Annotated in this window: 22 protein-coding genes; 8 read left to right on the top strand and 14 right to left on the bottom strand. The window is 66.1% G+C overall.

Annotated elements, in window-relative coordinates:
- Positions 1-2: 2 nt before the first annotated feature.
- The 8 genes from DCM79_RS19150 to DCM79_RS19185 are packed head-to-tail and all read right to left on the bottom strand — an operon-like array spanning position 3 to position 8375.
- On the bottom strand, positions 3-722 hold the full coding sequence (locus DCM79_RS19150; RefSeq protein ID WP_257175821.1) for an ABC transporter ATP-binding protein: 720 nt from the start codon (positions 720-722) through the stop codon (positions 3-5).
- Positions 715-1470 carry an ABC transporter ATP-binding protein gene (locus DCM79_RS19155; protein WP_257175822.1) on the bottom strand — a complete coding sequence of 252 codons (756 nt, stop codon included), beginning with the start codon at positions 1468-1470 and terminating at the stop codon, positions 715-717. Before DCM79_RS19155 ends, DCM79_RS19150 begins: the two co-directional genes overlap by 8 nt.
- The gene (locus DCM79_RS19160) at positions 1467-2465 is read right to left on the bottom strand and encodes a branched-chain amino acid ABC transporter permease (protein ID WP_257175823.1); all 999 of its coding nucleotides are present in this window, start codon (positions 2463-2465) and stop codon (positions 1467-1469) included. Before DCM79_RS19160 ends, DCM79_RS19155 begins: the two co-directional genes overlap by 4 nt.
- A complete protein-coding gene (locus DCM79_RS19165; protein ID WP_257175824.1) occupies positions 2462-3337 on the bottom strand; it encodes a branched-chain amino acid ABC transporter permease in 876 nt (291 codons plus the stop codon). The genes DCM79_RS19160 and DCM79_RS19165 overlap by 4 nt, the downstream gene beginning before the upstream one ends.
- A 10-nt stretch (positions 3338-3347) precedes the next feature.
- Positions 3348-4589 (bottom strand): ABC transporter substrate-binding protein, encoded by a 1242-nt coding sequence (locus DCM79_RS19170; RefSeq protein ID WP_257175825.1) that lies wholly within the window; start codon positions 4587-4589, stop codon positions 3348-3350.
- Positions 4590-4621: 32 nt separating this feature from the next.
- Positions 4622-6997 (bottom strand): xanthine dehydrogenase family protein molybdopterin-binding subunit, encoded by a 2376-nt coding sequence (locus tag DCM79_RS19175; RefSeq protein ID WP_257175826.1) that lies wholly within the window; start codon positions 6995-6997, stop codon positions 4622-4624.
- Positions 6994-7518, bottom strand: a complete 525-nt coding sequence (locus tag DCM79_RS19180; RefSeq protein WP_257175827.1) for a (2Fe-2S)-binding protein — start codon at positions 7516-7518, stop codon at positions 6994-6996. The genes DCM79_RS19175 and DCM79_RS19180 overlap by 4 nt, the downstream gene beginning before the upstream one ends.
- Positions 7515-8375: a xanthine dehydrogenase family protein subunit M gene (locus DCM79_RS19185; RefSeq protein WP_257175828.1), complete on the bottom strand. Its 861-nt coding sequence runs from the start codon at positions 8373-8375 to the stop codon at positions 7515-7517. The genes DCM79_RS19180 and DCM79_RS19185 overlap by 4 nt, the downstream gene beginning before the upstream one ends.
- A 254-nt stretch (positions 8376-8629) precedes the next feature.
- Here DCM79_RS19185 and DCM79_RS19190 point away from each other — a divergent pair, with 254 nt between their 5' ends.
- On the top strand, positions 8630-9250 hold the full coding sequence (locus DCM79_RS19190) for a TetR/AcrR family transcriptional regulator (protein ID WP_257175829.1): 621 nt from the start codon (positions 8630-8632) through the stop codon (positions 9248-9250).
- On the opposite strand, the gene hutU is transcribed toward DCM79_RS19190, so the two are convergent.
- The 3 genes from hutU to hutI are packed head-to-tail and all read right to left on the bottom strand — an operon-like array spanning position 9251 to position 13700.
- The gene (gene hutU, locus DCM79_RS19195) at positions 9251-10921 is read right to left on the bottom strand and encodes a urocanate hydratase (protein ID WP_257175830.1); all 1671 of its coding nucleotides are present in this window, start codon (positions 10919-10921) and stop codon (positions 9251-9253) included.
- Positions 10918-12489 (bottom strand): histidine ammonia-lyase, encoded by a 1572-nt coding sequence (gene hutH, locus DCM79_RS19200; protein ID WP_257175831.1) that lies wholly within the window; start codon positions 12487-12489, stop codon positions 10918-10920. The genes hutU and hutH overlap by 4 nt, the downstream gene beginning before the upstream one ends.
- On the bottom strand, positions 12486-13700 hold the full coding sequence (gene hutI / locus DCM79_RS19205; RefSeq protein ID WP_257175832.1) for an imidazolonepropionase: 1215 nt from the start codon (positions 13698-13700) through the stop codon (positions 12486-12488). The genes hutH and hutI overlap by 4 nt, the downstream gene beginning before the upstream one ends.
- Before the next feature lie 87 nt (positions 13701-13787).
- On the opposite strand from hutI, the gene DCM79_RS19210 reads away from it, so the two are divergent.
- From DCM79_RS19210 to DCM79_RS19240, 7 genes are all read left to right on the top strand, one after another.
- Positions 13788-15146: a formimidoylglutamate deiminase gene (locus tag DCM79_RS19210; RefSeq protein WP_257175833.1), complete on the top strand. Its 1359-nt coding sequence runs from the start codon at positions 13788-13790 to the stop codon at positions 15144-15146.
- Positions 15143-15871 carry a histidine utilization repressor gene (gene hutC, locus DCM79_RS19215; protein ID WP_257175834.1) on the top strand — a complete coding sequence of 243 codons (729 nt, stop codon included), beginning with the start codon at positions 15143-15145 and terminating at the stop codon, positions 15869-15871. The genes DCM79_RS19210 and hutC overlap by 4 nt, the downstream gene beginning before the upstream one ends.
- 106 nt (positions 15872-15977) lie before the next feature.
- A complete protein-coding gene (locus DCM79_RS19220; RefSeq protein ID WP_257175835.1) occupies positions 15978-16922 on the top strand; it encodes an ABC transporter substrate-binding protein in 945 nt (314 codons plus the stop codon).
- 73 nt (positions 16923-16995) lie between these two features.
- Positions 16996-17769, top strand: a complete 774-nt coding sequence (locus tag DCM79_RS19225) for an ABC transporter permease (RefSeq protein WP_028137823.1) — start codon at positions 16996-16998, stop codon at positions 17767-17769.
- The gene (locus tag DCM79_RS19230; RefSeq protein ID WP_257175836.1) at positions 17766-18551 is read left to right on the top strand and encodes an ABC transporter ATP-binding protein; all 786 of its coding nucleotides are present in this window, start codon (positions 17766-17768) and stop codon (positions 18549-18551) included. The genes DCM79_RS19225 and DCM79_RS19230 overlap by 4 nt, the downstream gene beginning before the upstream one ends.
- Positions 18544-19770: a Zn-dependent hydrolase gene (locus DCM79_RS19235; protein ID WP_257175837.1), complete on the top strand. Its 1227-nt coding sequence runs from the start codon at positions 18544-18546 to the stop codon at positions 19768-19770. The genes DCM79_RS19230 and DCM79_RS19235 overlap by 8 nt, the downstream gene beginning before the upstream one ends.
- Before the next feature lie 1022 nt (positions 19771-20792).
- The gene (locus DCM79_RS19240; RefSeq protein ID WP_257175838.1) at positions 20793-21947 is read left to right on the top strand and encodes an MFS transporter; all 1155 of its coding nucleotides are present in this window, start codon (positions 20793-20795) and stop codon (positions 21945-21947) included.
- 97 nt (positions 21948-22044) lie between these two features.
- Here the strand turns inward: DCM79_RS19240 and msrA are convergent, their stop codons facing one another.
- The 3 genes from msrA to DCM79_RS19255 all read right to left on the bottom strand — a co-directional run bounded on the left by msrA (position 22045) and on the right by DCM79_RS19255 (position 25548).
- Entirely contained in the window at positions 22045-22560 is a 516-nt protein-coding gene (msrA, locus tag DCM79_RS19245; protein WP_028137827.1) for a peptide-methionine (S)-S-oxide reductase MsrA, read from the bottom strand.
- A gap of 131 nt (positions 22561-22691) precedes the next feature.
- Positions 22692-23114: an OsmC family protein gene (locus DCM79_RS19250; RefSeq protein ID WP_028137828.1), complete on the bottom strand. Its 423-nt coding sequence runs from the start codon at positions 23112-23114 to the stop codon at positions 22692-22694.
- 112 nt (positions 23115-23226) lie between these two features.
- Positions 23227-25548, bottom strand: a complete 2322-nt coding sequence (locus DCM79_RS19255) for a molybdopterin guanine dinucleotide-containing S/N-oxide reductase (RefSeq protein ID WP_257175839.1) — start codon at positions 25546-25548, stop codon at positions 23227-23229.
- Positions 25549-25667 lie beyond the last annotated feature (119 nt).

Here is a 25667-nt window from a genome sequence, read left to right on the forward strand (position 1 = left end):
TCTCAAACCGCGCAGTAGCGTTCCTGGACGTCCTTGTCCGCGAGCAGCGCCGCAGCGCTGCTCTGGTGCACCACCGCGCCCTGGTCGATGATCACCGCGCGATCTGCCAGGCGCAGCGCCCACTCGACGTTCTGCTCCACCAGCAGCAGCGTCTTGCCTTCATCGCGCAGACGGCGAAACAGCACGCCCATCTCCTCGACGAGCACCGGCATGATGCCCTCGGACGGTTCATCCAGCAGGATCATCTTGGGTCTTGCGATCAGCGCCCGCGCGATCGCCAGCATCTGCTGCTCGCCGCCCGAGAGCGTCACGCCCTCCTGGTCGAGCCGCTCCTTCAGGCGCGGGAAGGTTTCGGCGATCTCGTCGATTGCGGCACGCTCCTCGATCTCACGGCGGGCGGCGACGAGGCCGAGCCGCAGATTCTCGCGCACGGACAGTCCTGGCACGATACGCCGTTCCTCGGGCACGTAAGCGAGGCCAAGGTGGAAGCGCTGATGGGCCCGCAGCGGTAGCAGCTCCCTGCCCGCGAAGCGCACATGGCCCTCGGCCCTCGGCATCAAGCCCATCATCGCCCGCAGGGTCGTGGTTTTGCCGGCGCCGTTACGGCCGACCAAGGCGACCACCTCGCCCTCCTTCACATGCAGCGAGATGCCGTGGAGGATATGGCTTGCACCATACCAGGCGTGGAGGTTCTCGATTTCGAGCAATGCGGTCTCAGCCATAGCCTTCACTCTGTCCGAGATAGACGCGGCGGACGTCCGGATTGCTCCTGATTTCGTCGGGCGCGCCGTCGGCGAGCAGCCGACCGTGATGCAGCACCACGACGCGCTTGGACAGGCCCAACACCATCTTCATCTTGTGCTCGACCAGCAACACGGTCCGCTTGTCGGCGAGCCGCTCCAGCAGCGCGACCATGTCCTTGGTCTCTTCCGGCCCCATGCCGGCCGTCGGCTCGTCGAGCAGCAGCAGTTCCGGCTCGGAGACCAGTGCGATCGCGATCTCCAGCGCGCGCTGTTGGCCGTGCGAGAGGAATTTTGCCAGCTCGTTCCGCTTCGCGAGCAGTCCGACCGACTCGAGCGCCGCGTCGGCACGCGCGTGCAATTCGGTCAGCCGGGCGCGATTCCGCCAGATGTCATAACTCACGGTCAGCGCCTGGACCGCGACGCGGACATTCTCGTGCACCGACAGGTCCGGAAAGATGTTCGTGATCTGGTAGGAGCGCGAGATGCCGTGGTGCACGAAGCGGTGCTGCGGCAGGCCGTTCAGCTCGCGGCCTCTAAAATGCAGCTTGCCTGATGTCGGCGTCAACGCGCCAGAGAGGATGTTGAAGAACGTGCTCTTGCCGGCCCCGTTCGGGCCGATGATCGAGGTCAGCTGTCCCGCCGCAAAGGACAGGGTAATCTCCTCGAGCGCGACAAAGCCGCCAAAGCGCTTGCCGATCCCTTCGGCGCGAAGCAGCTCGCCGCTCATGGCCGCGCCTTTCCGACGCGAACCGCATCTAGCAACGTGCCCCAGATGCCCTTGGGCAGGAACAGCACGAACAGCACGAAGATGGCACCGACGAAAATCTGCCAATGCGGCGTCCACAGCGAGATGACGTCCTCGAGGATCAGGAAGCTCGCCGCGCCGACGAAGGGCCCGAAAAAGCTGCGGGCGCCGCCGAGGAGCACCATCATCACGATCATGCCCGAGGTCTGGTAGTGCAGAATGTCGAGCGGCACGATCGACAGATGCAGCGCCAGCATGCAGCCGCCGAGCGAGGAGATCGCGCCCGACAGCATGAACACCACCAGCTTGCTGCACTCGACGTCGTAGCCGCAGGCCCGTGCCCGCTGCTCGTTCTCGCGGATCGCTTCGATGACGGCGCCGAACGGCGAGTTCAGGATGCGTGATTGGAACCACATCGCCAAGCCCGCGAAGACCATCAGCACGTAGTATTTATTGACGGGGTCGAGGAAATTGACCGAGAAGCCGAACAGGCTGATGCGGTCGACGGTGAAGCCGCGCAGGCCGTTTTCGCCGCCGGTGATCGAGGCCGCCTGCAGCGCGACGTAGTAGACCAGTTGGGCCAGGGCGAGCGTCACCATGGAAAAATAGATGCCGCGGGTGCGTGTCGAGATGAGCCCGATCAGGGCCGCAAGGCAGGTGCTGAGGCACACCGCGAGGCCGACCGCCGCAAACCACGGCACCCCGTAGCGCCCGATCGCAATGCCGGTGAAATAAGCCCCTGCACCGAAGAACGCGGCCTGCCCGAACGATAAAAGGCCGGTGTAGCCGAACAGCAGATTGTAGCCCATCACCACGACGCCGTAGATCAGGACGTTGACGGCCAGCGCCTTGGACGGCAGCAGCCATGGCAACAGCGCCAGAACGGCGATGGAGAGCAGCACGCGGTGGTCGAGAATCCGGCCGAGGCGGCTCGGTGCGGGCTTGGCGAGCACCCCGCCGCTCGAAGGTCCGGTCATGCCGTCCTCCCCCTGACGCCGAACAGGCCTTGCGGGCGGATCAGAAGCACCACCGCCATCAACGCGAACATGACGATGGTCGCCATTTCAGGCGCGAACAGCGCCACCAGGCTGATGGAAATGCCGACCATGAGGCCGGCCACGACCGCTCCGACGATCGAGCCGAGGCCGCCGATCACGGTGACGACGAAGGCTTCGGCCAGCACCAGCGAACCCATCTCCGGATTGACGCTGCGCATGGGCCCGGCGAGCACACCGCCCAGCGCAGCAAGCCCAACCCCGAGGCCGAAGATCGCAAGCCACACCCGCCCGATATCGACACCCAGCACCTGCATCATGACCGGATCGCGGGCGCCGGCGCGCACGATCAGGCCGATACGAGTCTTCTCCAGTGCGAGATAAAGCGCCAGCAGCACCACCGCCACCAGCACGATGACGAAAAGCCGGTAGCGCGGGAAGAACCCGATGCCGAGATCGAGCACGCCGATCAGTTGCTGCGGGGTCGGAAACGGAATGCCGTCGCTGCCGAACACGATGCGCACGCCCTCGACCAGGATGTAGCTGAGACCGAAGGTGAGCAGCAGCGGATCATCGATCGAGCGTCCATAGAGCCGGCGGATCAGGACGAACTCGATCAGCATGCCGAAGACGCCGATAAAAATGGGAGCGAGCAGCAATCCCCACCAGAAGCTTCCGGTGAGCGAGGCCAGATACAGCCCTGCATAGGCCCCGATCATGAACAGCGCACCGTGGGCGAAATTGACCACCCCGAGCATGCCGAACACGATCGTCAGCCCGAGCGCCGTGATCACCAGGACCGACCCAAGGGCGATCCCGGAGAGAAGCTGCATGATGATCAGCGACAGGTCCATCGGACAGGCTTCAGGTCGCGTGGCCGAGCTCGCTGCAGCTGCGCAGCATGTCGTCGGAGCCGGCCTCGTTGGCGAGAACGGCGAACAAATCGTTCTCGTTCGCCATCGCCGACTTCTTCTTGGACTCAAGCACCAGCACCGACTGCACCGACTGGTGGTCGCACTTGCGGTAGTGCTGCGGGCCCTTGGTCAGATCATATTGCAGCTTCTCCAGCGCATCGACCACCTTGTCGGTGTCGGTGCCGCCGGCGGCCTGCATCGCGGCAAGCAAGGAGCCGACGCCGGAATAGCCATAGGCCCCGTAATCGGTCGGGATCGCGCCGCCATTGGCGGCCTTGAACGCGGCGTTAAAGCTTGCGGCCGACTTGCTCTGCGCCTCCAGGCCCCAATAATAATTGGCGCCGCCGACCACGCCCTCGAACACGTCGGGGCCAACTGCGAGCCGCTGGTTGTGCAGGATCACGGGCACAACGATCTTCATCTGCTGCTTGACGCCGAAATCGACCGCCTGCTTGATCGCATTGGCCTGGTCGCGGCCGAAATTGGAGATGCAGAGCACGTCCGGCCGCATCGACATCAGGCGCGGCATGAAGGTGGAATAGTCGGCAGCGCCGAACGGATGCAGGATCTCGCCGACACTATCGGCGCCGATCGCTGCTTGCGCGCGCTTGAAGCCGCGCAGCATCTCATGGCCGTAAGCATAGTCGGCGACGAGATGGGCGACCTTCATGCCCTTCTTCAGGGTCTGCCGCGCCACAGCCGCGGTCGTCATGTGCGGATTGAGCGCCTCGTGGAAGGTGAATTTGCTGAAATCCTTGGCTTCGTTGATGGTGTCGGATTGGCTGATCGAAACGTAGATCACGCCGCGGGCGCGGGTGACCTCGTTGACCGCGAGTTGCACGGCGCTCGAGAGCGCGCCGACCACGGCGTGAACCTTGTCCTTCTCGATCAGCTCGAGGGTGCGGGTCGCGGCCTCGCCGGCGTTGAGCTTGTCGTCGCGCACCAGGAGCTCGACCTTACGGCCGCCGATGCCGCCCTTGTCGTTGACGAGCTTGACGGCGAGCTCGGCGCACTTGACCTGGTCGCGCGCTTCCGCGGCAAATGGGCCGGTGAGCGGCGTCGGAAAGCCGATGCGGATGGTCTCGTCAGCGGCGCGGCCGATCCGGGGCATGGCCAGCAAAGCCGCGCCGGCCGAGAGGCCGGCGAGTGCGGTACGGCGGGTTACCTTCGGGGTCGAAACGGAGTTGGGCATGATGTCCTCCAATGTCTTTTCAATTGTCTGGTCTAGAAGCGCTTCAGGGCTTTCAGGATCTTCGCAGGCGTGATCGGAATCGAATTGATCGTGGCATCGAACGGCGCGAACGCGTCGTTGACGGCGTTGAGCACGCAGGCCGAGGCCGCTGCCGTGCCGGCCTCGCCAACACCCTTGGCGCCGAGCACGGTGTCGGCGGTCGGCGTCTCAACATGGGCGATAACGATGTCCGGCATCTCCATCGGCATCGGCACGAGGTAGTCGGCGAGTGATCCGTTCATGAGCTGGCCGGTGTCGCTGTAGCGGCACTCCTCGAACAACGCCGCGCCCAGCCCCTGCACGATGCCCCCGCGGAGCTGCTCGTCGACCAGCATCGGATTGATGATCCGGCCGCAATCCTCGACGATGAAATGCTTCAGGAGCTTGATGAGCCCGGTCTCGACATCGACCTCTAGGAGACAGCCCTGGATACCGTTGGTGAAGGCGAAGGGATAGCCTTGCGGGGCAAAATGGTGACTCACGGTGAGCTGCGCCTGCGCGCCCGGCGGCAGCGTGTCGGACCGGAAATAGGCAATGCGCGCGATCTCGGCGATCGGCAGGCGCGGCTTGCCCGTCGCAACGTCCACGACCTCGCCGTCGATGATATCGAGCGCCGACGGCTGCTCCTGGAGAATGAGCGCGGCGATCTCCAGGATGTTGCGCTTGAGCACGCGCGTCGCCTGCAGCGCGGTCTCGCCCCCGATGCCGGCACCGCGGCAGGCCCAGGTGGCGCCGCCATGCGGCGTGACCTCGGTGTCGCCGGTAATCACCCTGACGTGGTCCTGAGCAACACCGAGTTGGTCCGCCACGATCTGGCTGATGATCGCCTCCGTGCCCTGCCCCTGCTCGGTGACCGAGATCAGGCAGCGAACCTCGCCCGACGGCGTCAGGCTGAGGATCGCGCCGTCCTGCGAGGAGATGCGCGCGCCGCCGACCCCATAGAAAGCCGGGCTCGGATTGGTGATCTCGACGAAAGCCGCAATGCCGATGCCGCGATAGATGCCGCGCTTGCGCAAATCGGCCTGCTCGGCGCGCAGGCCGTCATAGTCCATCATCTCGTGCAGGCGCTTGAGACAGGCCTGATGCGACAGCGCCTCGAAGCGATAGCCGGTCGGCGAGGTCTGCGGATAGGCGTCGTCGGGGATGACATTCAGCTCGCGGATGGCGAAGGCATCGAGCCCTATCTTGCTCGCTGCCATGTCGACCAGCCGCTCGGTGACCGCGCAGGCGATGGGATGACCTACGGCGCGATATTGGCTGGTCTGCACCTTGTTCTGGAAGATCACCTCCAGCGCGGCGCGATAGTTCGTCAAGCGGTAGGGCGCGCCGATCAGACGGATCACTTGGTTGCCTTCGACCACGCTGGTGCGCGGATAGGTCGAGAACGCTCCGATCGCGGTCAGGTCCACAACATCCATCGCCAGGATTTCGCCCTTGGCGTCGAGCGCCATCCGCGCTCGAACGCGGTGGTCCCTGGCGTGGATGTCCGAGACGAAGGACTCCATGCGGTCGGCGACGTATTTCACGGGCCGGCCGAGCAGGATCGATAGGCCGACCACCGCCATGTCCTCGTGATAGACATGTAGCTTCATGCCGAAGGAACCGCCGATATCGGTCGCAATCACGCGGACCCGGGCTTCCGGGATGCCATAGTGGCGCGAATAGAGATCCTGGAATTGGTACGGCGTCTGCGTGCCGTGGTGCACGGTGAGCATGCCCGCCGACGGATCGTAGTCCGCGACGAGCGCGCGCGGCTCAAGCGTCACCGCGGTGTGACGGCCGAAGGTGAATTCTTCCTCCACCACATGGGCCGCATGCATAAAAGCGTCGTCCACGGTGCCGCTGTCGAGCTGGCTGCGGAAGCAAACGTTACTGGCGCTGCCCGGATTGATTACCGGCCCGCCGGGTTTGCGCGCGCCGTCGATGTCGACCACGATGGGAAGGTCCTCGTAGTCGACCTCAATCAACTCCAGCGCATCTTCGGCGATCGCCCGGCTCTCGGCGACGACGGCAACCATTGCCTGCCCCGCCCAGACCACGCGATCGAGCGGCAACGGCCATTGCGGCGTAGAGGTCATGCCTTTGAAATGGTCGAGCGTCCCAGTCCAGGGCGTGCAGATCCTGGCAAAGTCGGCCCCAGTTGCAACGAGATGCACACCCTCGACCGCGCGCGCCGCGTCGGTCTTGATCGCAACGATCTTCGCGTGCGCATGCGGGCTGCGAAGGAACGCGGCGTGGAGCATGCGCGGCAGCTTGAGGTCGCTGACATAGCGCCCGCGCCCAGCCAGCAAGCGCTTGGCGTTCGGCCGCGGCACGGAACGGCCGATATAGGAGTTCGGGCGGTCGAGCGAGGTCAGGGGCGCGCTCATGTCGCAACTCCGCCTTTGCTGCGCGCTTTCGCCACAGCGTCGATGGCATCGACGATCGCCTCATAGCCGGTGCAGCGGCAGTAATTGCCCGACAGCGCATCGCGGATCTCGCCACGGCCCGGCTCTGCCACCCGCGACAGCAGCTCCTGCGCATTGATCAGCATGCCCGGCGTGCAGAAGCCGCACTGCAGCGCGTTGCGGCGATGGAATTCGGCCTGAAGGTCGGCGAGCACGCCGCCCTCCGACAGTCCCTCGATGGTGTCGATCCTCGCGCCATCGGCCTGCACCGCGTAGATCAGGCAGGAATGGATAGCGCGGCCGTCGAGCTGGACCAGGCAAGCACCGCAGGCGCCCATCTCGCAGCCGGCATGCGTGCCGGTCAGCTCGAGCTTGTCGCGCAGGCAATCGACCAGCGTGTCGCGCGGTGCGACCTCGCAGGCCACCTTGCGACCGTTGACGACGAAGCGCACGCGCACCGGCGCCTCGGCCTCATCCTGCAGGGTTTCGTCGAAGCCGCTCATGCGCCCTCTCCAAGACGTCCGAGCAGGCGGCCCAGCAGCACGCGGGCGAGATGCAGCCTCATCGCCGGCGGCACCTCGTCGCTATCCGGCGGCGCGAGATCGCCGTCGAGCGCGCCTTGCGCCGCAGTGATGCGTTCCGCCTCGAGACGCGAACCGATCAGGGTACGTTCAACCCCCTTCACCCGGGTCGGCGTATTGCCAACGGAGAAAAACGAGATGCGAATGTCCTCGATGCGGCCACCCGGGCACGTTGCCAAGATTCCGCAGCCGACCAACGCATAATCCCCGCGGCGCCGCGCCAGCTCGTCGAAGGCGAAGCGCTGATCGGCCTTGAACAGCGGGACATGAATCGAGGTGATGAGCTCGCCGGGCTGCAGCGCCGTCTCGAACAGGTCGATGAAGAAATCGTCGGCCTTGACGCGCCGGCGGCCTGAGGGACCGGCGATCTCGATCTCAGCATCGAGCGCCAGCGTCATCGCCGGAAATTCGGACGCGGGATCGGCGAGTGCGACGCTGCCGCCGAAGGTGCCGCGGTTGCGGATCGCGGGATGGGCGACGAAGGGCGCGGCGGCATGCAACAGCGGCGCGAACTCGGCGATCAGCGGCTCGCTCAGCATTTCGCAATGGCGCGTCAGTGCGCCGATACGCAAGCTGCCGCCTTCGCGCCTGACGCCGCGCAGCTCGTCGATATGAGTGATATCGACGAGGAGCCGCGGCGCCTGCAGCCGCAGCGACAGCGCCGGCACGAGGCTCTGGCCGCCCGCAATGTAGCGCGCGTCGTCGCCGGCGCGTGCGTGAGCATCCAGCGCCTGGTCGATCGTCGCAGCACGAAAATAGCTGAAAGCCCTCGCCTTCACTGCCGTTTCCTCGAGATCCCTCGGCTCATCAGCCGGGATGCCAGATTTGTAACCATCTGGTCTCAAAATCCTGACATGCCTCCCGGAGACGGTCAACAGGAAATGACCATTTGGTCACAAAGGCGGCTTGGGTTATGAAGGCGGCGGTACGTTGATTCAGCGACGAAATGGCCCGAAAAGCGCAGAAAACGGCGAAGCGACCGGTTCGCAAGCGGACCGAGACAGGCAGCAAGTCTGCGCCAAAGCGTCGCAACATGCGCGCGGCCGACCGCGAGCGCGCGATCGTGGAGGAGGCCATTCGCTTCTTCGCCGAGCGTGGTTTCGAAGGGCAGACGCGCGAGCTGGCCAAGCGCATGGGCATCACGCATTCGGCGATCTATCGCCACTTCCCCAGCAAGGAAGCGCTGATCGAGCGGGTATACCAGGAGGTCTATCTCAGCCGCTGGTCACCAGACTGGGGCCCGATGATCCGCGACCGTTCAATCTCGCTCGAAGCGCGGCTGACGCGCTTCTATCTCGACTATGTCGAGCGGGTGTTCGAATACAACTGGGTGCGGATCTTCGTGTTCTCCGGCATGAAATCGTTCGGCATCACCAGCCGCTATCTCGACATCGTCCGCCGCGAGATCATCGAGCCGGCGGCGGCCGAGTTGCGCTTTGACCTGAAGCTGCCCAACGCGAAGGCTCACTCATTGAGTGAGCGCGAGACCGAGCTGTTTTGGGGCTTGCACGGCCGCATCTTCTATCTCGCCATCCGCAAGTTCATCTACGAGACGCCGATCCCCTCCGATCTCGACGCCATCGTCCGCGACGCCGTCCAGACCTTCATGGACGGCGCCAAGACGACGATGCCGAAATTGTTGGCGAGCGATTAGCTACTTCGCAAGGCTCGGCAGATCGAGGCCCTTGTCGCGGGCGCAGTCGATCGCGATGTCGTAACCGGCGTCGGCGTGGCGCATGACGCCGCTCGCGGGATCATTCCAGAGCACGCGTTCGATGCGCTTTGCAGCCTCGGGCGTGCCGTCGGCGACGATCACCATGCCGGCGTGCTGCGAATAGCCGATGCCGACGCCGCCGCCGTGATGCAGCGAAACCCAGGTCGCACCGCTGGCGCAATTGAGCAGCGCGTTCAGCAGCGGCCAGTCCGACACCGCATCCGAACCGTCCTTCATCGCCTCGGTCTCGCGGTTGGGGCTCGCGACCGAACCGCTGTCGAGATGATCGCGCCCGATCACGATCGGCGCTTTCAACTCGCCGCGCGCCACCATCTCGTTGAAAGCGAGGCCGAGGCGGTGACGATCGCCGAGGCCGACCCAGCAGATCCGCGCCGGCAGGCCCTGAAACTTGATGCGTTCCTTGGCCATGTCGAGCCAATTGTGCAGATGCTTGTCATCCGGCATCAGCTCCTTGACCTTGGCATCGGTCTTGAAGATGTCCTCGGGATCGCCCGACAACGCAGCCCAGCGGAACGGTCCGACGCCGCGGCAGAACAGAGGGCGGATATAGGCGGGCACGAAGCCCGGGAAATCGAAGGCATTCTTCAGGCCCATGTCCTGCGCCATCTGGCGGATGTTGTTGCCGTAGTCGAGCGTCGGAATGCCCTGCGCGTGGAAATCCAGCATGGCCTGGACGTGCTCGACCATCGAGGTCTTGGAGGCGCGCTCGACCGCCTTCGGATCGGACGCGCGCTTGGCTTCCCACTGCGCGAGCGTCCAACCCTTCGGCAAGTACCCGTTGATCGGATCATGCGCGCTGGTCTGGTCGGTGACGATGTCGGGCTTGACGCCGCGACGCACCAGCTCCGGGAAAATCTCCGCGGCATTGCCGAGCAGACCGACCGAGATTGCCTTCTTCGTCTTCGCGGCATCCGCCATGATCGCCAGCGCTTCGTCGAGCGTCGCGGCCTGGCGATCGAGATAGCCGGTGCGCAGGCGCATCTCGATGCGGCTCGGCTGGCACTCGACTGCGAGCATCGAGGCCCCAGCCATGGTCGCGGCCAGCGGCTGCGCGCCGCCCATGCCGCCCAGTCCGGCGGTGAGGATCCATTTGCCGGCGAGGCTGCCGCCATAATGGCGCCGCCCGACCTCGACGAAGGTCTCGTAGGTGCCCTGCACGATGCCCTGGCTGCCGATATAGATCCACGAGCCCGCGGTCATCTGGCCGTACATCATCAGGCCCTTCCGATCGAGCTCGTTGAAATGATCGAGCGTCGCCCAGTGCGGCACGATGTTGGAGTTGGCGATCAGCACCCGCGGCGCGTCGGTGTGGGTGCGGAACACGCCGACCGGCTTGCCGGATTGGACCAGCAGCGTCTGGTCGGCTTCGAGCTCGCGCAGGGCCGCAACGATGCGGTCGAAGCTCTCCCAGTCGCGCGCGGCGCGACCGATGCCGCCATAAACGACCAGCTCGCTCGGGCGTTCCGCGACGTCAGGATCGAGATTGTTCATCAGCATGCGCAAGGGAGCTTCCGTCAGCCAGCTCTTGGCGCTGATCTCGCTGCCGCGGGGCGCGCGGATGGTGCGGTCATTGTCCAGTCGGCGGTTCATGCGGACCTCTCATCAAGTCTCGGAAACGGATCGGATGGAAGCGCTGTGAGCGCGGCAGCGGGCAGAGTATCGGCCTCGACCAGCGCCGCGGCCTTGGCGAGATCACCGGCCATGTAGCGATCGGCACCCAGTGCCGGCACCTGCTCGCGCAATGCGGCGATGACGGCAGCCAGCGGCCTGCTGGTCGCATGCGGCGCGCGCAGCGTGATGCCTTGGGCGGCAACCAAGAACTCGATGCCGAGGATGGCGGCGAGATTGTCGGCCATGTCGGACAGCCGCCGCGCCGCGTGCGCCGCCATCGAGACGTGGTCTTCTTGGTTGGCGCTGGTCGGCGTCGAATCGATCGAGCAGGCAGCTGCGCGTTGCTTGTTCTCGGCATAGAGCGCGGCGGCCGTCACCTCGGCGATCATGAAGCCGGAATTGATGCCGGGATCAGGAGTGAGGAACGGCGGCAGGCCGAAATTGAGCGTGGGATCGACCAGCGTCGCAATGCGCCGCTCGCTGATGGCGCCGATCTCCGACAGCGCCAGCGCAATGGCATCTGCGGCGAATGCCACCGGCTCGGCGTGGAAGTTGCCGCCGGAGACGATCTCACCGGTCTCGACCAGCACCAGCGGATTGTCGGTGACGGCGTTAGCCTCGACGATCAGCGTGCGCGCGGCCTGCGTGATCAGATCGAGCGCGGCGCCCGCGACCTGCGGCTGGCAACGCAGACAATAGGGATCCTGCACGCGCTCGTCACCTTCGAGATGCGACAGGCGGATGTCGCTGCCGTCGAGCAGTGCAGTCAGCGTGGCGGCGGCGGCGATCTGGCCGGCATGGCCGCGCAGCGCCTGAATCTCGGGACGGAACGGCGCCGTCGACGCCATCGCCGCATCGACCGACAATGCACCGGTGACGAGCGCGGCGCGCGCCAGGCCGAAGGCGCGCAGGACGCCGGAGACGGCATAGGCGGTCGAGAATTGCGTGCCGTTGATCAGCGCGAGGCCCTCCTTGGGGCCCAGCGTCAGCGGCACGAGGCCGGCGGATGCCAGCGCCTCGCCGCCCGGCACGACTTGTCCGCCGACGATGGCCTGTCCCTCGCCAATCATCACCGCCGTCATATGCGCGAGCGGGGCGAGATCGCCGGAGGCGCCGACCGAGCCCTGCTGCGGCACCAGCGGAGTGACGCCCCGCGCCATCATGGCCTGCAGCTGCTCGATCACCGCGCGGCGCACACCGGAGGCGCCACGGCCGAGCGAGACGATCTTCAGTGCCATCATCAGGCGAACGATCGGCTCCGGAGTCGCGGGGCCGACGCCGCAGCAATGCGACACGATCAGGTTGCGCTGGAGCAGCGCGGTCTGCTCGGGCGGAATGCGCTTCGAGGCGAGCTTCCCGAACCCGGTGTTGATGCCGTAGACCGGCGCAGCGGCTTGCGCGGCCTTTGCGACGATCTCGGCAGCTGCCTCCACGCGCGGCCAGAACGACGGGTCGAGCACGACAGGAGCACCCGCAAGCACGCCCGCGAGATCGGCGAGGCTGACCGTTCCCGGCGTGACGACGATCGCTGCGCCCTGCTCCGTCACTGGCCCCTCCATACCCGGCGATGCAGCGGATTGAAGCCGATGCGGTAGACGAGCTCGGCGGGCCGTTCGACGTCCCAGATCGCGAGATCGCACCACTTGCCGGCTTCCAACGTGCCGGTCTCATCGAGCACGCCGAGTGCACGCGCGCCTTCGCGGGTGATCCCGGCAAGGCACTCGGCCACATTCATCCGGAACAGCGTCGCGGCCATGTTCATGGTGAGCAGCAGCGAGGTCAGCGGCGAGCTGCCGGGATTGCAATCGGTCGCGAGCGCCATGGGAACGCCCTGCCTGCGAAAGGCCTCGACCGGCGGCTTCTGCGTCTCGCGAATGAAGTAGAACGCGCCAGGCAGCAGCACCGCCACTGTGCCGGCCTTCGCCATCGCGGCGGCGCCGGCTTCGTCGGTATGCTCCAAATGATCGGCCGACAGCGCCGAGAATCTTGCAGCGAGTGCCGCGCCGCCGAGGTTCGACAGCTGATCGGCGTGGAGCTTGACCGGTAGCCCGAGCCCTCGCGCCGTCTCGAACACAAGCGCCGTCTGCGCGGTCGAGAACGCGATGCCCTCCATGAAGGCGTCGACAGCGTCGGCGAGGCCCGCCTCCGCAACGGCCGGCAGCATCTGTTTGCAGACGAGATCGATATAGCGATCCTTGTCGCCATCGGCTTCCGGCGGTAGCGCGTGGGCGCCGAGAAAGGACGTGCGGACCGCAACCGGCCGCTGGCGACCGAGGCTGCGCGCGGCCGCCAATTGCCGCATCTCGGTCTCGGTATCGAGGCCATAGCCGGATTTGATCTCGACGGTGGTGGCGCCCTCGCCAATCAACGCATCGAGCCGCGGCAGCGCGCTCGCGACGAGATCGACCTCGCTCGCCTTGCGCGTCGCCGCCACCGTGGAGACGATGCCGCCGCCGGCGCGCGCGATCTCCTCGTAGCTCGCACCTTTCAGGCGCAGCTCGAACTCGTGCGCGCGGTTGCCGCCATAGACGAGATGGGTGTGGCAATCGACGAGGCCGGGCGTGATCCAGCGCCCCTCGCAGTCGATCCGCTCGTTCGCATCCGCATCCGCGGGAAAGTCCGTCGCCGCACCGGCGTAGACGACACGGCCGCTGCGCGCGGCGATGACACCATGCTCGATCTCGCCGAGATCAGGACGGTCGGCCCGCATCGTGGCGAGACGGGCATTGAGCCAGATCCGGTCGAAGCGCTCTGCCATGCCACTTCCCCTGGGGTGGGATGCTTGACTTATATGTCTAGACATATAATCGTAAGGTGGTTCTGTCCAGCCGGCGTGTAATCGATCATGACCCGACTGCATTTCGCCTCCGCGCTCCTGCCCTCGGGCTGGGCCAATGACGTGCAGGTGGTGGTCACCGCCGGCGCGATCGCGGCGGTGACCGCGGGCGTGCCGTCTGCCGCCGGCGACGAGCGCCACGCCATTGCGCTTCCGGGATTGGCGAGCCTGCACAGCCACGCCTTCCAGCGCGGCATGGCGGGCCTTGCCGAGCTGCGCGGCGACAGCACCGATACGTTCTGGACCTGGCGCGAGACGATGTACCGCTTCGCCCTCGCAATGACGCCGGACGACGTCGTTTCAGTTGCGACGCTGCTTTATGTCGAGATGCTGGAGCAGGGTTTTACCCGCGTCGGCGAATTCCATTATCTGCACCACGACCGCGACGGCTCTCCCTATGCCGATATTGCCGAGATGGCCGCGCGGATCGCAGAGGCTGCCGAGGCATCGAGCATTGCGCTGACGCTGCTGCCGAGTTTCTATGCGCACGGCTCCTTCGGCGGCGCCGCGCCGCAGGCCGGCCAGCGCCGCTTCGTCTGCTCGGTCGATCAGTACGCGGCGCTGATGACTGCGTCGCGCAAGGCGATCAGCACGTTGCCCGGCGCCAACATCGGCATCGCGCCGCATAGCCTGCGTGCGGTGACGCCGGACGAGCTTACCGCGATCATTCCGCTGGCTGACGGCGGACCGGTGCATATCCACGCCGCCGAGCAAGTCAGGGAAGTCGAGGATTGCCTGGCCTGGTCGGGCCGGCGTCCCGTGCAATGGCTGCTGGAGCACGCGCCGCTGGACCGGCGCTGGTGCCTCATTCACGCGACCCACATGACGAATGACGAAGTCAGCGCGTTCGCGGCGACCGCCGCGGTCGCGGGTCTCTGCCCGATCACCGAAGCCAGTCTTGGCGATGGCATCTTTCCCGCCCGCGAATTTCTTGCTGCTGGCGGCGCATTCGGTATCGGCACCGATTCCAACGTGCTGGTTGGCGTCGCCGACGAATTGCGTCAGCTCGAATACGGCCAGCGGCTCAAGCACCGCGAACGCAACGTGCTTTCCGCCGGCGCCGGCCGCTCGACCGGACGCGCACTGTTCGACCATGCGCTCGCGGGCGGCGCGCAGGCGCTGGCGCAGACGACGATCGGCCTCGTGCCCGGTGCGCGCGCCGACATCGTCACGCTCGACGCCGCACATCCCTCGCTGGCGGGACGCCAGGGCGATGCCGCGATCGACGGCTGGATCTTTGCCGCCGGCAGCGGCGCGATCGACTGCGTCTTTTCCGGCGGCGAGAAGGTTGTCGAGCGTGGCCGGCACAGGCTGCGTCAGGCGGCGCGCGAGCGCTTCAGCGCGGCGGTGCGGAGGCTCGTTGCATGAGCCTCGTCACCGATGCCGCCGACAAGCCGACGCTCTACAAGCGGATCCGCGCCGACATCGAAAAGCGGATCCTGACCGGGGAATGGCCGCCCGGCCATCGCATTCCGTTCGAGCATGAGCTGGTGGCGCGTTACGGCTGCTCGCGCATGACCGTGAACAAGGCGTTGTCGGAGCTCGCGCAGGCAGATCTGATCGAGCGGCGGCGGCGCGCCGGCTCATTCGTGCGCCGGCCGCAGCACATGTCGGCGGTGCTCAAGATCGCCGACATCCGCGCCGAGATCACCGCGCTGGGGCGCGCCTACGGCTATGAGCTGATCCAGCGCAAGCTGCGCACTGCCACCGCTGCCGACCGAGATCGTCTCGGCGTCAAGAAGGCCGGCAAGGTGGTCGCGGTCACCTGCCGGCACAGCGCCGACAACGTGCCGTTCGCCGTCGAGGACCGGCTGATCGACCTGTCGTCCGTGCCTGACGCCGCGGCCGCGGATTTCTCGCGCGAGCCGCCCGGCTCGTGGCTGCTTCACCACGTCCCGTGGACGGAGGCCGAGCACACGATCAGCGCCATCATTGCCGACGATCATATGGCGAACGCGCTTGCGATCGCCGTCGGCGCGCCCTGTCTCGTGATCGACCGTTACACCTGGCGCAGCGCGCGCACGATCACCGCCGTGCGCCTGCTCTATCCCGGTGACTCTCACCGCCTTGTCGCGCGATTCAAGGGAGGCTGAGAGGGTATGTCGGCACAAATCGTGCAACGCTTAGAGCAACGGCCCATAGGGGCCGACATGAAGATCAACAGGACGTCAATCCACCGATCGGCAGAGGACGACAATCATGCGTAGTTCGACGATATTTGCGACAATCATTGCTCTTGCGGCCACAACTCCCGTGCTCGCCGACGACGTCAAGGTCGGCGTCGGCATCTCCGGATGGACCGGCTTTGCGCCGCTGACGCTGGCGAAGGAGGCCGGCATCTTCAAGAAGAACGGCCTCGACGTCACCATCAAGAAGATTCCGCAGAAGGACCGGCATCTCGCCATCGCTTCCGGCGACATCCAGTGTGCGGCGACGACTGTCGAGACCTGGATCTCCTGGAACGCCAACGGTGTTGCGACCAAGCAGATCTTCCAGCTCGACAAGAGCTACGGTGCCGACGGCATGGCCGTGCGCAACGGCGTCGCCGCGATCAAGGACCTGAAGGGCAAGACCGTCGCCGCCTCCGCGCCCGGCACTTCGCCCTACTTCGCGCTGGCCTGGATGCTGAAGAAAAACGGCCTGTCGGTGAAGGACGTCACCGTCGTGAACCTGGAGCCGGCCGCCGCCGCACAGGCCTTCGTCTCCGGCCAGAACGACGCCGCGATGACCTATGAGCCCTATCTGTCGACGGTGCGCGCCGCCCCCGACAAGGGCAAGATCATCGCCACCACGCTGGACTATCCGATGGTCATGGACACTTTCGGCTGCACGCCGAAATTCCTCACCGAGAATCCCAAGGCCGCCAAGGCGCTCGCCGACAGCTATTTCGAGGCGCTCGACATGATCGCCAAGGACCAGGCCAAGTCCTATGAGATCATGGGCGCCGACGTGAAGCAGACCGGCGAGCAGTTCGGCAATTCGGCGAAATATCTGCGCTGGCAGGACAAGGCCGCCAACCAGAAGTTCTTCGCCGGCGACTTCCTCACCTTCAACAAGGAGGCCGCCGAGCTTCTGCTCGAGATCGGCATCATCAAGGCCGCGCCGAAGGTCGAGGACCTCTACGACGCCAGCTTCATCAAGTAAGTCGCCTCAGGATCTGCCGGCCCCGTCTCGCGGTGGGGCCGGCAAAGCCGTTCACCGCCCGGATAAATCGTCGATGCGTCCCCTGGACCCTGTTACATCGAAGCAGCGCGTGGCCTATGGCCTTGCGTTCTTCGTGCTGTTCGTCGCCCTGTGGTCCTGGGCGACGCTCGGCGGCTATGTCTCGAAGACCTTCCTCGCCAATCCCCTCACCATGGTGCAGGAGGGCTATGACCTCCTCGCCAAGCAAGGCTTCGTCTACGACATCGGCATGACGATCTGGCGCGTCGTCGGCGGTTTTGCGCTCGCCGCGGTCATCGCGGTGCCGCTCGGCGTGCTGATGGGCGCCTACAAGCCGGTCGAAGCGTTCCTCGAGCCGTTCGTCTCCTTCGCCCGCTATTTGCCCGCCTCCGCCTTCATCCCGCTGCTGATCCTGTGGGCCGGAATCGGCGAATTGCAGAAGCTGCTCGTCATCTTCATCGGCTCGGTATTCCAGGTCATCCTGATGGTCGCCGTGACCGTCGGCGCGACGCGGCGCGATCTGGTCGAAGCCGCCTATACGCTTGGAGCGAGCGACCGCGGCATCATCCGCCGCGTGCTGCTGCCCTCCTCCGCGCCCGAGATCGCGGAAATCCTGCGCCTGGTGCTGGGCTGGGCCTGGACCTATGTCATCGTTGCCGAGCTGATCGGCTCATCCTCCGGCATCGGCCACATGATCACCGACAGCCAGGCCCTGCTCAACACCGGCCAGATCATCTTCGGCATCATCGTGATCGGGCTGATCGGCCTGCTCTCGGACTTCCTGTTCAAGGCCTTCAACGCCTGGCTGTTTCCGTGGAGGCTGGCATGACGATCCTCAAGATCGAGCAGGTCTCGCGCACCTTCCCGGCGCGTCACGGCAACGCGCCGACCAGGGCGCTGGAGCCGACCGACCTCGTCATCGGCACCAACGATTTCGTCACCATCCTCGGCCCCTCCGGCTGCGGCAAGTCCACCCTGCTGCGCATCGTCGCCGGCCTCGACCGCCCGACCAGCGGACGCGTCACGCTCGACGGGCGCGAGGTGACCGGACCGGGCGCCGATCGCGGCATGGTGTTCCAGTCCTACACGCTGTTTCCCTGGCTCACCGTGCGCGAGAACATCGCCTTCGGCCTGCGCGAGCGCGGCGTGTCCGAAGCGGAGCGCCATGGGATCGCCGATGCCTTCATCCGCCAGGTCGGGCTGTCCGGCTTCGAGAATCATTGGCCGAAGCAGCTCTCCGGCGGCATGCAGCAGCGCACGGCGATCGCGCGGGCGCTCGCCAACGATCCCAAGATCCTGCTGCTCGACGAGCCGTTCGGCGCGCTCGACAACCAGACCCGCGCCCTGATGCAGGAGATGCTGCTGGGGATCTGGGAACGCGACCAGAAAACGGTGCTGTTCGTGACCCACGACATCGAGGAAGCGATCTTCCTCGGCAGCCGCGTCATCGTCATGAGCGCGCGCCCCGGCCGCATCAAGGCCGAAATCGATGTGGACCTGCCGCATCCGCGCTCCTACAAGATCAAGACCACGCCGGAATTCGTCCAGCTCAAGGAACGGCTGGTCGAGGAGATCCGCACCGAAGCGCTCAGGGTTGCCGAACATGCCTGACACTCGCGCCGACGGACATCGCGTGCTCGCCGATCTCCATGCGCTGCGCGCCTTTGGCGCCTACAAGACTGGCGTCCACAAGCCGACCTTCTCCGAGCCGCACAGGCTTTCGCTGGAATGGCTCGTGCAGAAGCTGCCAGAGGCCAATCTCTCCGCCGCCGTGGACGGCATCGGCAATGTCTTCGGCACCAGCGCCAAGCCCGGGCCGAAGCTGCTGGCGGGCTCGCATCTGGAAAGCCAGAATTACGCCGGCTGGCTCGACGGGCCGCTCGGCGTCGTCTACGCGCTGGAAGCTGCGCGCGTACTGAACACCGATCCTTCCTTCAATGGCGCGGTGGAAGTCGCCGCCTGGTGCGACGAGGAAGGGCATTTCGGCCATTTTCTCGGCTCGCGCTCCTATGTCGGACAGGTCACCGAGGCCGACATCGACGCCGCGCGCGACCGCACCAGCGGCCGCACCATGCGCGAAGCGCTTGCCGACATGGGCCTCGCGGGACGCCCGCGCATCACCGCCGAACCGGGACGGCACGTCGGGTATCTGGAAGCTCACATCGAGCAGGGCGACACGCTTGAAAGCAGCCGCCTCGCGATTGGCGTTGTGACGTCCATCGTCGGCATCTGGCAGTACCAGATCAACTTTGTCGGCGAGCAAAACCACGCGGGCACCACGCGCATGGCGGTGCGCAAGGATGCGGGGCTCGCGCTCGCCAAATTCTGCGTCGCAATCGACGAATGTTTTCCGGCCGCCTGCGGTCCGCGCACGGTCTGGACCACCGGGCGCATCACGCTCGATCCGGGCGCGCCGAGCATCATTCCGGGCGGCGCCGAGATGCTGTTCCAGATCCGCGACGACGATCCCGCCGTGATCGCCAGGCTGGAGCAGCTGCTGCGGACCATGGCGAATGATGCCAGCGCGCGCGGCCCGTGCACCGTCACCGTCGAGAAGCTGCGCACCGGCGCGCCCGCCATGATGAACGCAGGCTTTCAGGATGCGATCGAAGCCGCCAGCAAGACCATGGCCGGTGGACGATGCGTTCGCATGCCCAGCGGCGCCGGCCATGACGCGCAGATGCTGGCAAGTGTCATGCCCGCCGGCATGCTGTTCGTGCCATCGATCGGCGGCATCAGCCATCACTGGACCGAGAACACCGCCGACGCCGATATCGTCACCGGCGCAGAGGTCTTCGTCGATGCCTGCCGGCGGATCCTGGCGGGTTAGAACGACGTCCCGCCGCCTAACCCACGGTCTGCCAACGACGTCATTGCGAGTGCACCTCTGCCGCACCGTCGTGTCCCGGACAAGCCGCAGCGCGCAAGCGTAGCGGCGCAGAGCCGGGACCCAGGGCGACACGGCGCCATGCCGCGACATGGGCCCCGGCTCTGCAGCGCAGCGCACCGGACGATGCTTCGCATCGCCGGGGAAGCGCTGCGCTGCGTCCGGGGCACGAGAGCGGTGGGCGGCGCATATTCTCTCTGCGTCATTGCAATGCTCCGGTGCACATCCCAGCGGCGGTGTCGTAGGGTGGGCAAAGGCGCACTTGCGCCGTGCCCACGATCTGTCCGATGCGACGATAGACGCGTGGGCACGCTGCGCTTTGCCCACCCTACGAGATCGAGTTTGTGACACGCAGCTCGACTCATAGACACGCCTCGTCGACCTCGCGGCGCAATTCGCCCGAGCTTTGTTTGCGTCGCCGCCCTCAAATCCAGGAGGGCGCAGGGAAGGCCGGGTGCTGACAACGCACCCGCGGTCTGCTGCGCAAAATGCACACGCAGAAGAACCGCACAGCAGCATACAGGTGGTGCCGATCACTCGGCCTTCCCTGCGCGATGGTCGGACGGCTTATGCCGTGCTCTCCCGGGAGCCGAACTTTCCCTCTGGCCTCCCTCGCCCCGCGAATTGGATGATGCAGTCTGCCCGGTTGGGCTCGCTCGCACCTCCGCGGAAGCTTGACCGTAGCAACGACGGCCAGGACCACACGGTTTTGCCGTACGCACGGCCCGCCCTTTCGCCGCAGTATTTCCGGACAGGGCACGGTCCCGTAGCCCGGATGGAGCGAAAGCGTAATCCGGGGAAGCGGAGCATGCCGGGGGAGCGGCCCCGGATTGCGCTCCGCTCCATCCGGGCTACACGCTACACGCACGTGCACCCGCGACATCGCATTCCACGCCACCGACATAAAGTCGCGACAATCTTCGGGCTTGTCATTCCTCCCGCCTCTGTTTCCCCCGGAGATTCCATTGTCCTCTGCCGACCGGCCGGCGACACGCCTTGCGACCCGGCTTGCCTTCCTCGTTGCCGGCTTCGGCATCGCATGCTGGGCGCCGCTGGTGCCGTTCGCGAAAACGCGGCTCGGCGTCGACGACGGCGTGCTCGGTCTGCTCCTGCTCAGCCTCGGCATCGGCTCCGTGGTCGCGATGCTGCTAACCGGGATCGTGAGCGCGCACTACGGCAGCAGGCCGATCATCATCGCGGGCGGGTTCGGCCTGGCGCTGGTCCTGCCCCTGCTCGCGGTCGCAAGCTCGCCCGCGACGCTGGCGCTGGCCCTGTTCGCGTTCGGCGCCGCGCTCGGCTCGATCGACGTCGCCATGAACATCCATGCCGTGGAGGTGGAGCGCGCCGCGAAACGCCCGCTGATGTCCGGCTTCCACGCGCTGTTCAGCATCGGCGGCTTCGCCGGAGCCGCGCTGATGACGGCGCTGCTCTCGCTGCAATTCGGCACGCTCGCCTGCACGCTGATCTGCTCCGTGCTGATGCTGATCGCGATGGCCGTGACCGCGCCGCGCCTGCTCCGCTCGGTGCAGGTGCAGGAGGGACCGCTGTTCGTGATGCCGCACGGATCGGTGCTGCTGCTCGCGCTTCTCGGCGTCATCACCTTCCTGGTCGAAGGCGCGATGCTCGATTGGGGCGCGCTGCTCGTGATCGGCGCCGGGCTCGTCACCGAGGCGCAGGGTGGCGCCGGCTACATCGTGTTCTCGATCGCGATGACGGTGGGCCGGCTCGGCGGTGACGCCGTCGTTGCCCGCATCGGAGACCGCGCGACGTTGCTGTGGGGCAGCCTGATCGCGATCGCGGGCTTCGTGATGCTGCTCACCGCGCCCGTTGCAGCACTTGCCATCGGTGGTTTCCTGTTGATCGGGCTCGGCGCGTCGAACCTCGTGCCGGTGCTGTTCCGCCGGGCGGCGCGGCAAACGGTGATGCCCGCCGGCCTGGCCGTCGCGGCCGTCACGACCGCAGGCTATGCCGGGGTCCTCATCGGTCCGGCCGGCGTCGGCTTCATCGCACAGATTGGCGGGCTGCCAGCGGCATTCGGGCTGCTGGCGGCGCTGATGGGCCTCGTCACGCTGTCAGCGCCGATCGTCACGACAAGCGCACGTCAGGGCACGGCGAGCTGAAGCGCGATGAGATTTCAATAAATCGTCATCGCGCTTCAGGTTATTGTTTGCGCATGATCTTTCCGGAAAACCGCTTCGCACTTTTCCGGATCATGCTTCAGCCGCCCACCGCAGCCGCGCGGCGCGGCAGCTTCCAGCCGGGCCGGATGAAGTGGCAGGTGTAGCCGTCCGGATAACGCTCGAGATAGTCCTGATGCTCCGGCTCGGCCTGCCAGAACTCGCCAGCGGGCGCGACCTCGGTCACCACCTTGCCCGGCCAGAGGCCCGACGCCTCGACGTCGGCGATGGTGTCTTCGGCGATCCTTTTCTGCTCCTCGCTGGTGTAGAAGATCGCCGAGCGGTAGCTCGTGCCGAGATCATTGCCCTGGCGATTGAGCGTGGTGGGATCGTGAATCTGGAAGAAGAATTCCAGCATGGTCCGGAAGCTGGTCCTTGCCGGATCGAACATGATTTCGATCGCCTCGGCGTGGCCTTCGTGATTGCGGTAGGTGGCGTTCTTGACGTGGCCGCCGGTATAGCCGACGCGGGTGGAGATCACGCCGGGCTGCTTGCGGATCAGATCCTGCATGCCCCAGAAGCAACCTCCGGCCAAAACTGCGCGCTCTGTCGTCATCTGTCCGCTCCCGATTGCTTTACGTTCGACATCTGCCGCAACATATGCTTTCGGCCGCCCGGCCGAAAGCCATGCCTTGCATGCCTGCCCGGCCGGTTCCTCGAACCGTGGGCCCGCAACGAGCCCCCGCCTTAGCCCAGCTTGGCGTCGAGGGTGATCGCGGCGTTGAGCACCTTCGACACCGGGCAGTTCTTCTCGGCCTCGCCGGCGAACTTGGCAAAGGCTGCCTCGTCGAGGTTCGGCACCTTGGCACGCAGCGTCAGCGCGGACTTGCTGATCTTGAAGCCCTTGCCTTCGGGCTCGAGGGTCACGGCGGCTTCAGTCGAGAGCTCGTCCGGCGTGAAACCGGCCATCTGGAGCCCGAAGGCCAGCGCCATCGTAAAGCAACCGGCATGGGCGGCGGCGATCAATTCCTCGGGATTGGTGCCCTTCTCGTTCTCGAACCGGGTCTTGAACGAATAGGGGGTCTGCGCCAGCACGCCGGATTCGCTCGTCAAATGGCCCGTGCCGTCGCGACCGGTGCCCTTCCAGACTGCCGTTGCCTTTCGGATCATCTCGGTTCTCCTCGTTTGATTGCAGTACCGTTGGTCGTATCCGTGGAAGGCGGCATCGGCATGACCGCCTGCCCTTCCAAATCAGCCGCGCGCCGCAGCGGTTCCGTTAGCCCTATGCCGGATCGAACGCGCGGATCGGCGGCAGATTACCGGTGAACCTCTCCACCTCGACCGTCGTCAGCTGACCGGTGCAGCCCTGCGCCAGGGACGAGGTGCCGACGTCGCGGGTGAGCACGTTGGGATTGCCGTGAACGCAGAGCGGCGCCTCGTCTTCCGGATCCATCGGATCGTACCAGGCGCCGGTCGGAAGCTGCACGACGCCGGGCGCGATGCCGTCGGTGACGTGGACCGCGGCAAGGCAGGCGCCGCGCGCGTTGAACAGGCGGATGATGTCGCCATCCCCGATGCCGCGCGCATCCGCATCGACCGGGTTCATGCGCGCGACCTCGCGGCCGCGATGCTTCGAGCTAAGCGAATGCCCGCCGAAATCGAGCTGGCTGTGCAGGCGCGTCACCGGCTGGTTGGCGACGAGAAAGCACGGCGAGCCGGGCTTCGGCGTGTCGGTCTTCTCCAGCCAGACCGGATGCCCCGGACAATCGGCATCGCCATGGGCCGCAATCTTGGCCGAATAGATCTCGATGCGGCCGCTCGGCGTCGGCAGCCCGTGATTGACGGGATCCTCACGGAAGCGACGCAGCCGGCCGCCGTCATCGGGCTGCTGCGGCACGACCAGGCTGCCGCGCGCCCAGAATTCGTCGAAACTCGGCGCCTCCAGGCCGCGCCTGGCGAGCGAGGCGCGGGTCGGCTCGTAGAGATGCTCCAGCCATTGCCGCGACGTGCGCCCCTCGGTGAAGGGTTCGCGGGCCCCTAGACGCTCGGCGAGATCGGCGAAGATATCGTAGTCGTCGCGTGCAAGTCCAAACGGCTCGGCGATCCGGTGCATGGCGACCATGAGGGGGTCGTTGGTGGAATAGCCGATGTCCTCGCGCTCGAGCGTCATCGTCGCGGGCAGCACGATGTCGGCATGCCGGGCCGTGGCAGTCCAGGCCAGCTCGTGCACGACAAAGGTGTCGAGCTGCGCAAAGGCCTTGCGCAGGCGGTTGAGATCCTGGTGATGATGGAACGGATTGCCGCCGGCCCAATAGACGAGACGGATGTCCGGATAGGTGCGCGTCTCGCCGTTGTAACGATAGGTGGTGCCAGGACCCAGCAGCATGTCGGCAATGCGGGCCACCGGAATGAAATCGGCGACGCCGTTGCGGCCCTGCCCCAGCGTCGGTCCCGGCACGTCGTTGACACGCCGGCCGTAATAGCCGATCGCCCCCAGCGAATAGGCGTAGCCGCCGCCGGGCAGGCCGATCTGACCGAGGGCTGCCGCCAGCACCATACCCATCCACACCGGCTGCTCGCCATGCTCGGCGCGCTGCAGCGAATGCGAGACCGTGATCAGCGCGCGTTTTCCGGCGAGCCGGCGCGCCAGCTTTCGGATCGTGTCGGCCGCGACGCCCGAGATGGCCGCAGCCCATTCGGCATGCTTGGCTTGCCCGTCGCTCTCGCCGGTGAGATAGCGCAGGAAGACGGGCCAGCCTTCGGTGTAGCGATCGAGGAAGGCCTGATCGTGCAGACCCTCAGCCACCAGCGTGTGGACTATGCCGAGCATCAAGGCGGTATCGGTGCCGGGCACGCAACTCATCCATTCCGCGCCAGCTTCCACCGGCAGATCGTCACGCAGCGGGCTGACCAGGATGAATTCGCAGCCGCGCCGGCGCGCCGCCGCCATCGCGCCGCGCTCGACGTGCTTGCTGATCGAGCCGCCGGCCACCATGGAGTTCTTCAGCGCCATGCCGCCGAAGGCCAGCACGATCTCGGTCTCGGCCGCGATCTGCTCCCAGGTGACGTTGCGCTTGGTGATGTCCTCATAGCCCGCCAGAATCTGCGGCAGCAGCACCGAGGACGCACCCGACGAATAGGAGTTCACCGAGCGCACATAGCCGCCCATCGCGATGTTGAGGAAGCGATGCACCTGGCTCTGGGCGTGATGAAAGCGCCCCGCACTCGACCAGCCATAGGAGCCGCCGAACACGGCGCCCGGCCCGCGCGTATCGCGAATGCGGCCGAGTTCGTCGCCGAGCAGATCGAGCGCCTTCTCCCAGCTGACCGGGACGAACTCGTCGCGGCCGCGGCGATTGTCCGGGCCCGGCCCGCGCTCGAGCCAGCCGCGGCGGATCGCCGGCTGGGCGATGCGCGCCTGGTGGCGGAGCGCACCGGGAAAATTGCCGATGATGCCGTTCGGATCGGGATCGCCCGCATAGGCCCTGACCTCGAGGCCGGCCGCGCCCTGACGCGCCGAAAACACGCCCCAATGCGAGGTGTGCGGCCTGAAGCCGCTCGACAGGTCAAGACCGGGGTCGGGAAAGCCAATCGTATCGTCCATCATCTGTTCCTTGTTCCGGCACGAGGTGGCAGTATACCGATCATCCCGGGATGTCGTCGAGATCAGCGCCGACAGGGCTGTCGTGCGCGAGCACCGCCTGGCAACTTGGTCCGGACCAT

The sequence above is a fragment of the Bradyrhizobium sp. WBOS07 genome, assembly GCF_024585165.1.
Taxonomy (GTDB): Bacteria; Pseudomonadota; Alphaproteobacteria; order Rhizobiales; family Xanthobacteraceae; genus Bradyrhizobium; species Bradyrhizobium japonicum_B.

Excerpts from the sequence above, each read along its gene's own strand:
- DCM79_RS19150 (WP_257175821.1), bottom strand. The coding sequence starts at position 722 with ATGGCTGAGACCGCATTGCTCGAAATCGAGAACCTCCACGCCTGGTAT.
- DCM79_RS19155 (WP_257175822.1), bottom strand. The coding sequence starts at position 1,470 with ATGAGCGGCGAGCTGCTTCGCGCCGAAGGGATCGGCAAGCGCTTTGGC.
- DCM79_RS19160 (WP_257175823.1), bottom strand. The coding sequence starts at position 2,465 with ATGACCGGACCTTCGAGCGGCGGGGTGCTCGCCAAGCCCGCACCGAGC.
- DCM79_RS19165 (WP_257175824.1), bottom strand. The coding sequence starts at position 3,337 with ATGGACCTGTCGCTGATCATCATGCAGCTTCTCTCCGGGATCGCCCTT.
- DCM79_RS19170 (WP_257175825.1), bottom strand. The coding sequence starts at position 4,589 with ATGCCCAACTCCGTTTCGACCCCGAAGGTAACCCGCCGTACCGCACTC.
- DCM79_RS19175 (WP_257175826.1), bottom strand. The coding sequence starts at position 6,997 with ATGAGCGCGCCCCTGACCTCGCTCGACCGCCCGAACTCCTATATCGGC.
- DCM79_RS19180 (WP_257175827.1), bottom strand. The coding sequence starts at position 7,518 with ATGAGCGGCTTCGACGAAACCCTGCAGGATGAGGCCGAGGCGCCGGTG.
- DCM79_RS19190 (WP_257175829.1), top strand. The coding sequence starts at position 8,630 with ATGCGCGCGGCCGACCGCGAGCGCGCGATCGTGGAGGAGGCCATTCGC.
- hutU (WP_257175830.1), bottom strand. The coding sequence starts at position 10,921 with ATGAACCGCCGACTGGACAATGACCGCACCATCCGCGCGCCCCGCGGC.
- hutI (WP_257175832.1), bottom strand. The coding sequence starts at position 13,700 with ATGGCAGAGCGCTTCGACCGGATCTGGCTCAATGCCCGTCTCGCCACG.
- DCM79_RS19210 (WP_257175833.1), top strand. The coding sequence starts at position 13,788 with ATGACCCGACTGCATTTCGCCTCCGCGCTCCTGCCCTCGGGCTGGGCC.
- hutC (WP_257175834.1), top strand. The coding sequence starts at position 15,143 with ATGAGCCTCGTCACCGATGCCGCCGACAAGCCGACGCTCTACAAGCGG.
- DCM79_RS19220 (WP_257175835.1), top strand. The coding sequence starts at position 15,978 with ATGCGTAGTTCGACGATATTTGCGACAATCATTGCTCTTGCGGCCACA.
- DCM79_RS19225 (WP_028137823.1), top strand. The coding sequence starts at position 16,996 with ATGCGTCCCCTGGACCCTGTTACATCGAAGCAGCGCGTGGCCTATGGC.
- DCM79_RS19230 (WP_257175836.1), top strand. The coding sequence starts at position 17,766 with ATGACGATCCTCAAGATCGAGCAGGTCTCGCGCACCTTCCCGGCGCGT.
- DCM79_RS19235 (WP_257175837.1), top strand. The coding sequence starts at position 18,544 with ATGCCTGACACTCGCGCCGACGGACATCGCGTGCTCGCCGATCTCCAT.
- msrA (WP_028137827.1), bottom strand. The coding sequence starts at position 22,560 with ATGACGACAGAGCGCGCAGTTTTGGCCGGAGGTTGCTTCTGGGGCATG.
- DCM79_RS19250 (WP_028137828.1), bottom strand. The coding sequence starts at position 23,114 with ATGATCCGAAAGGCAACGGCAGTCTGGAAGGGCACCGGTCGCGACGGC.
- DCM79_RS19255 (WP_257175839.1), bottom strand. The coding sequence starts at position 25,548 with ATGGACGATACGATTGGCTTTCCCGACCCCGGTCTTGACCTGTCGAGC.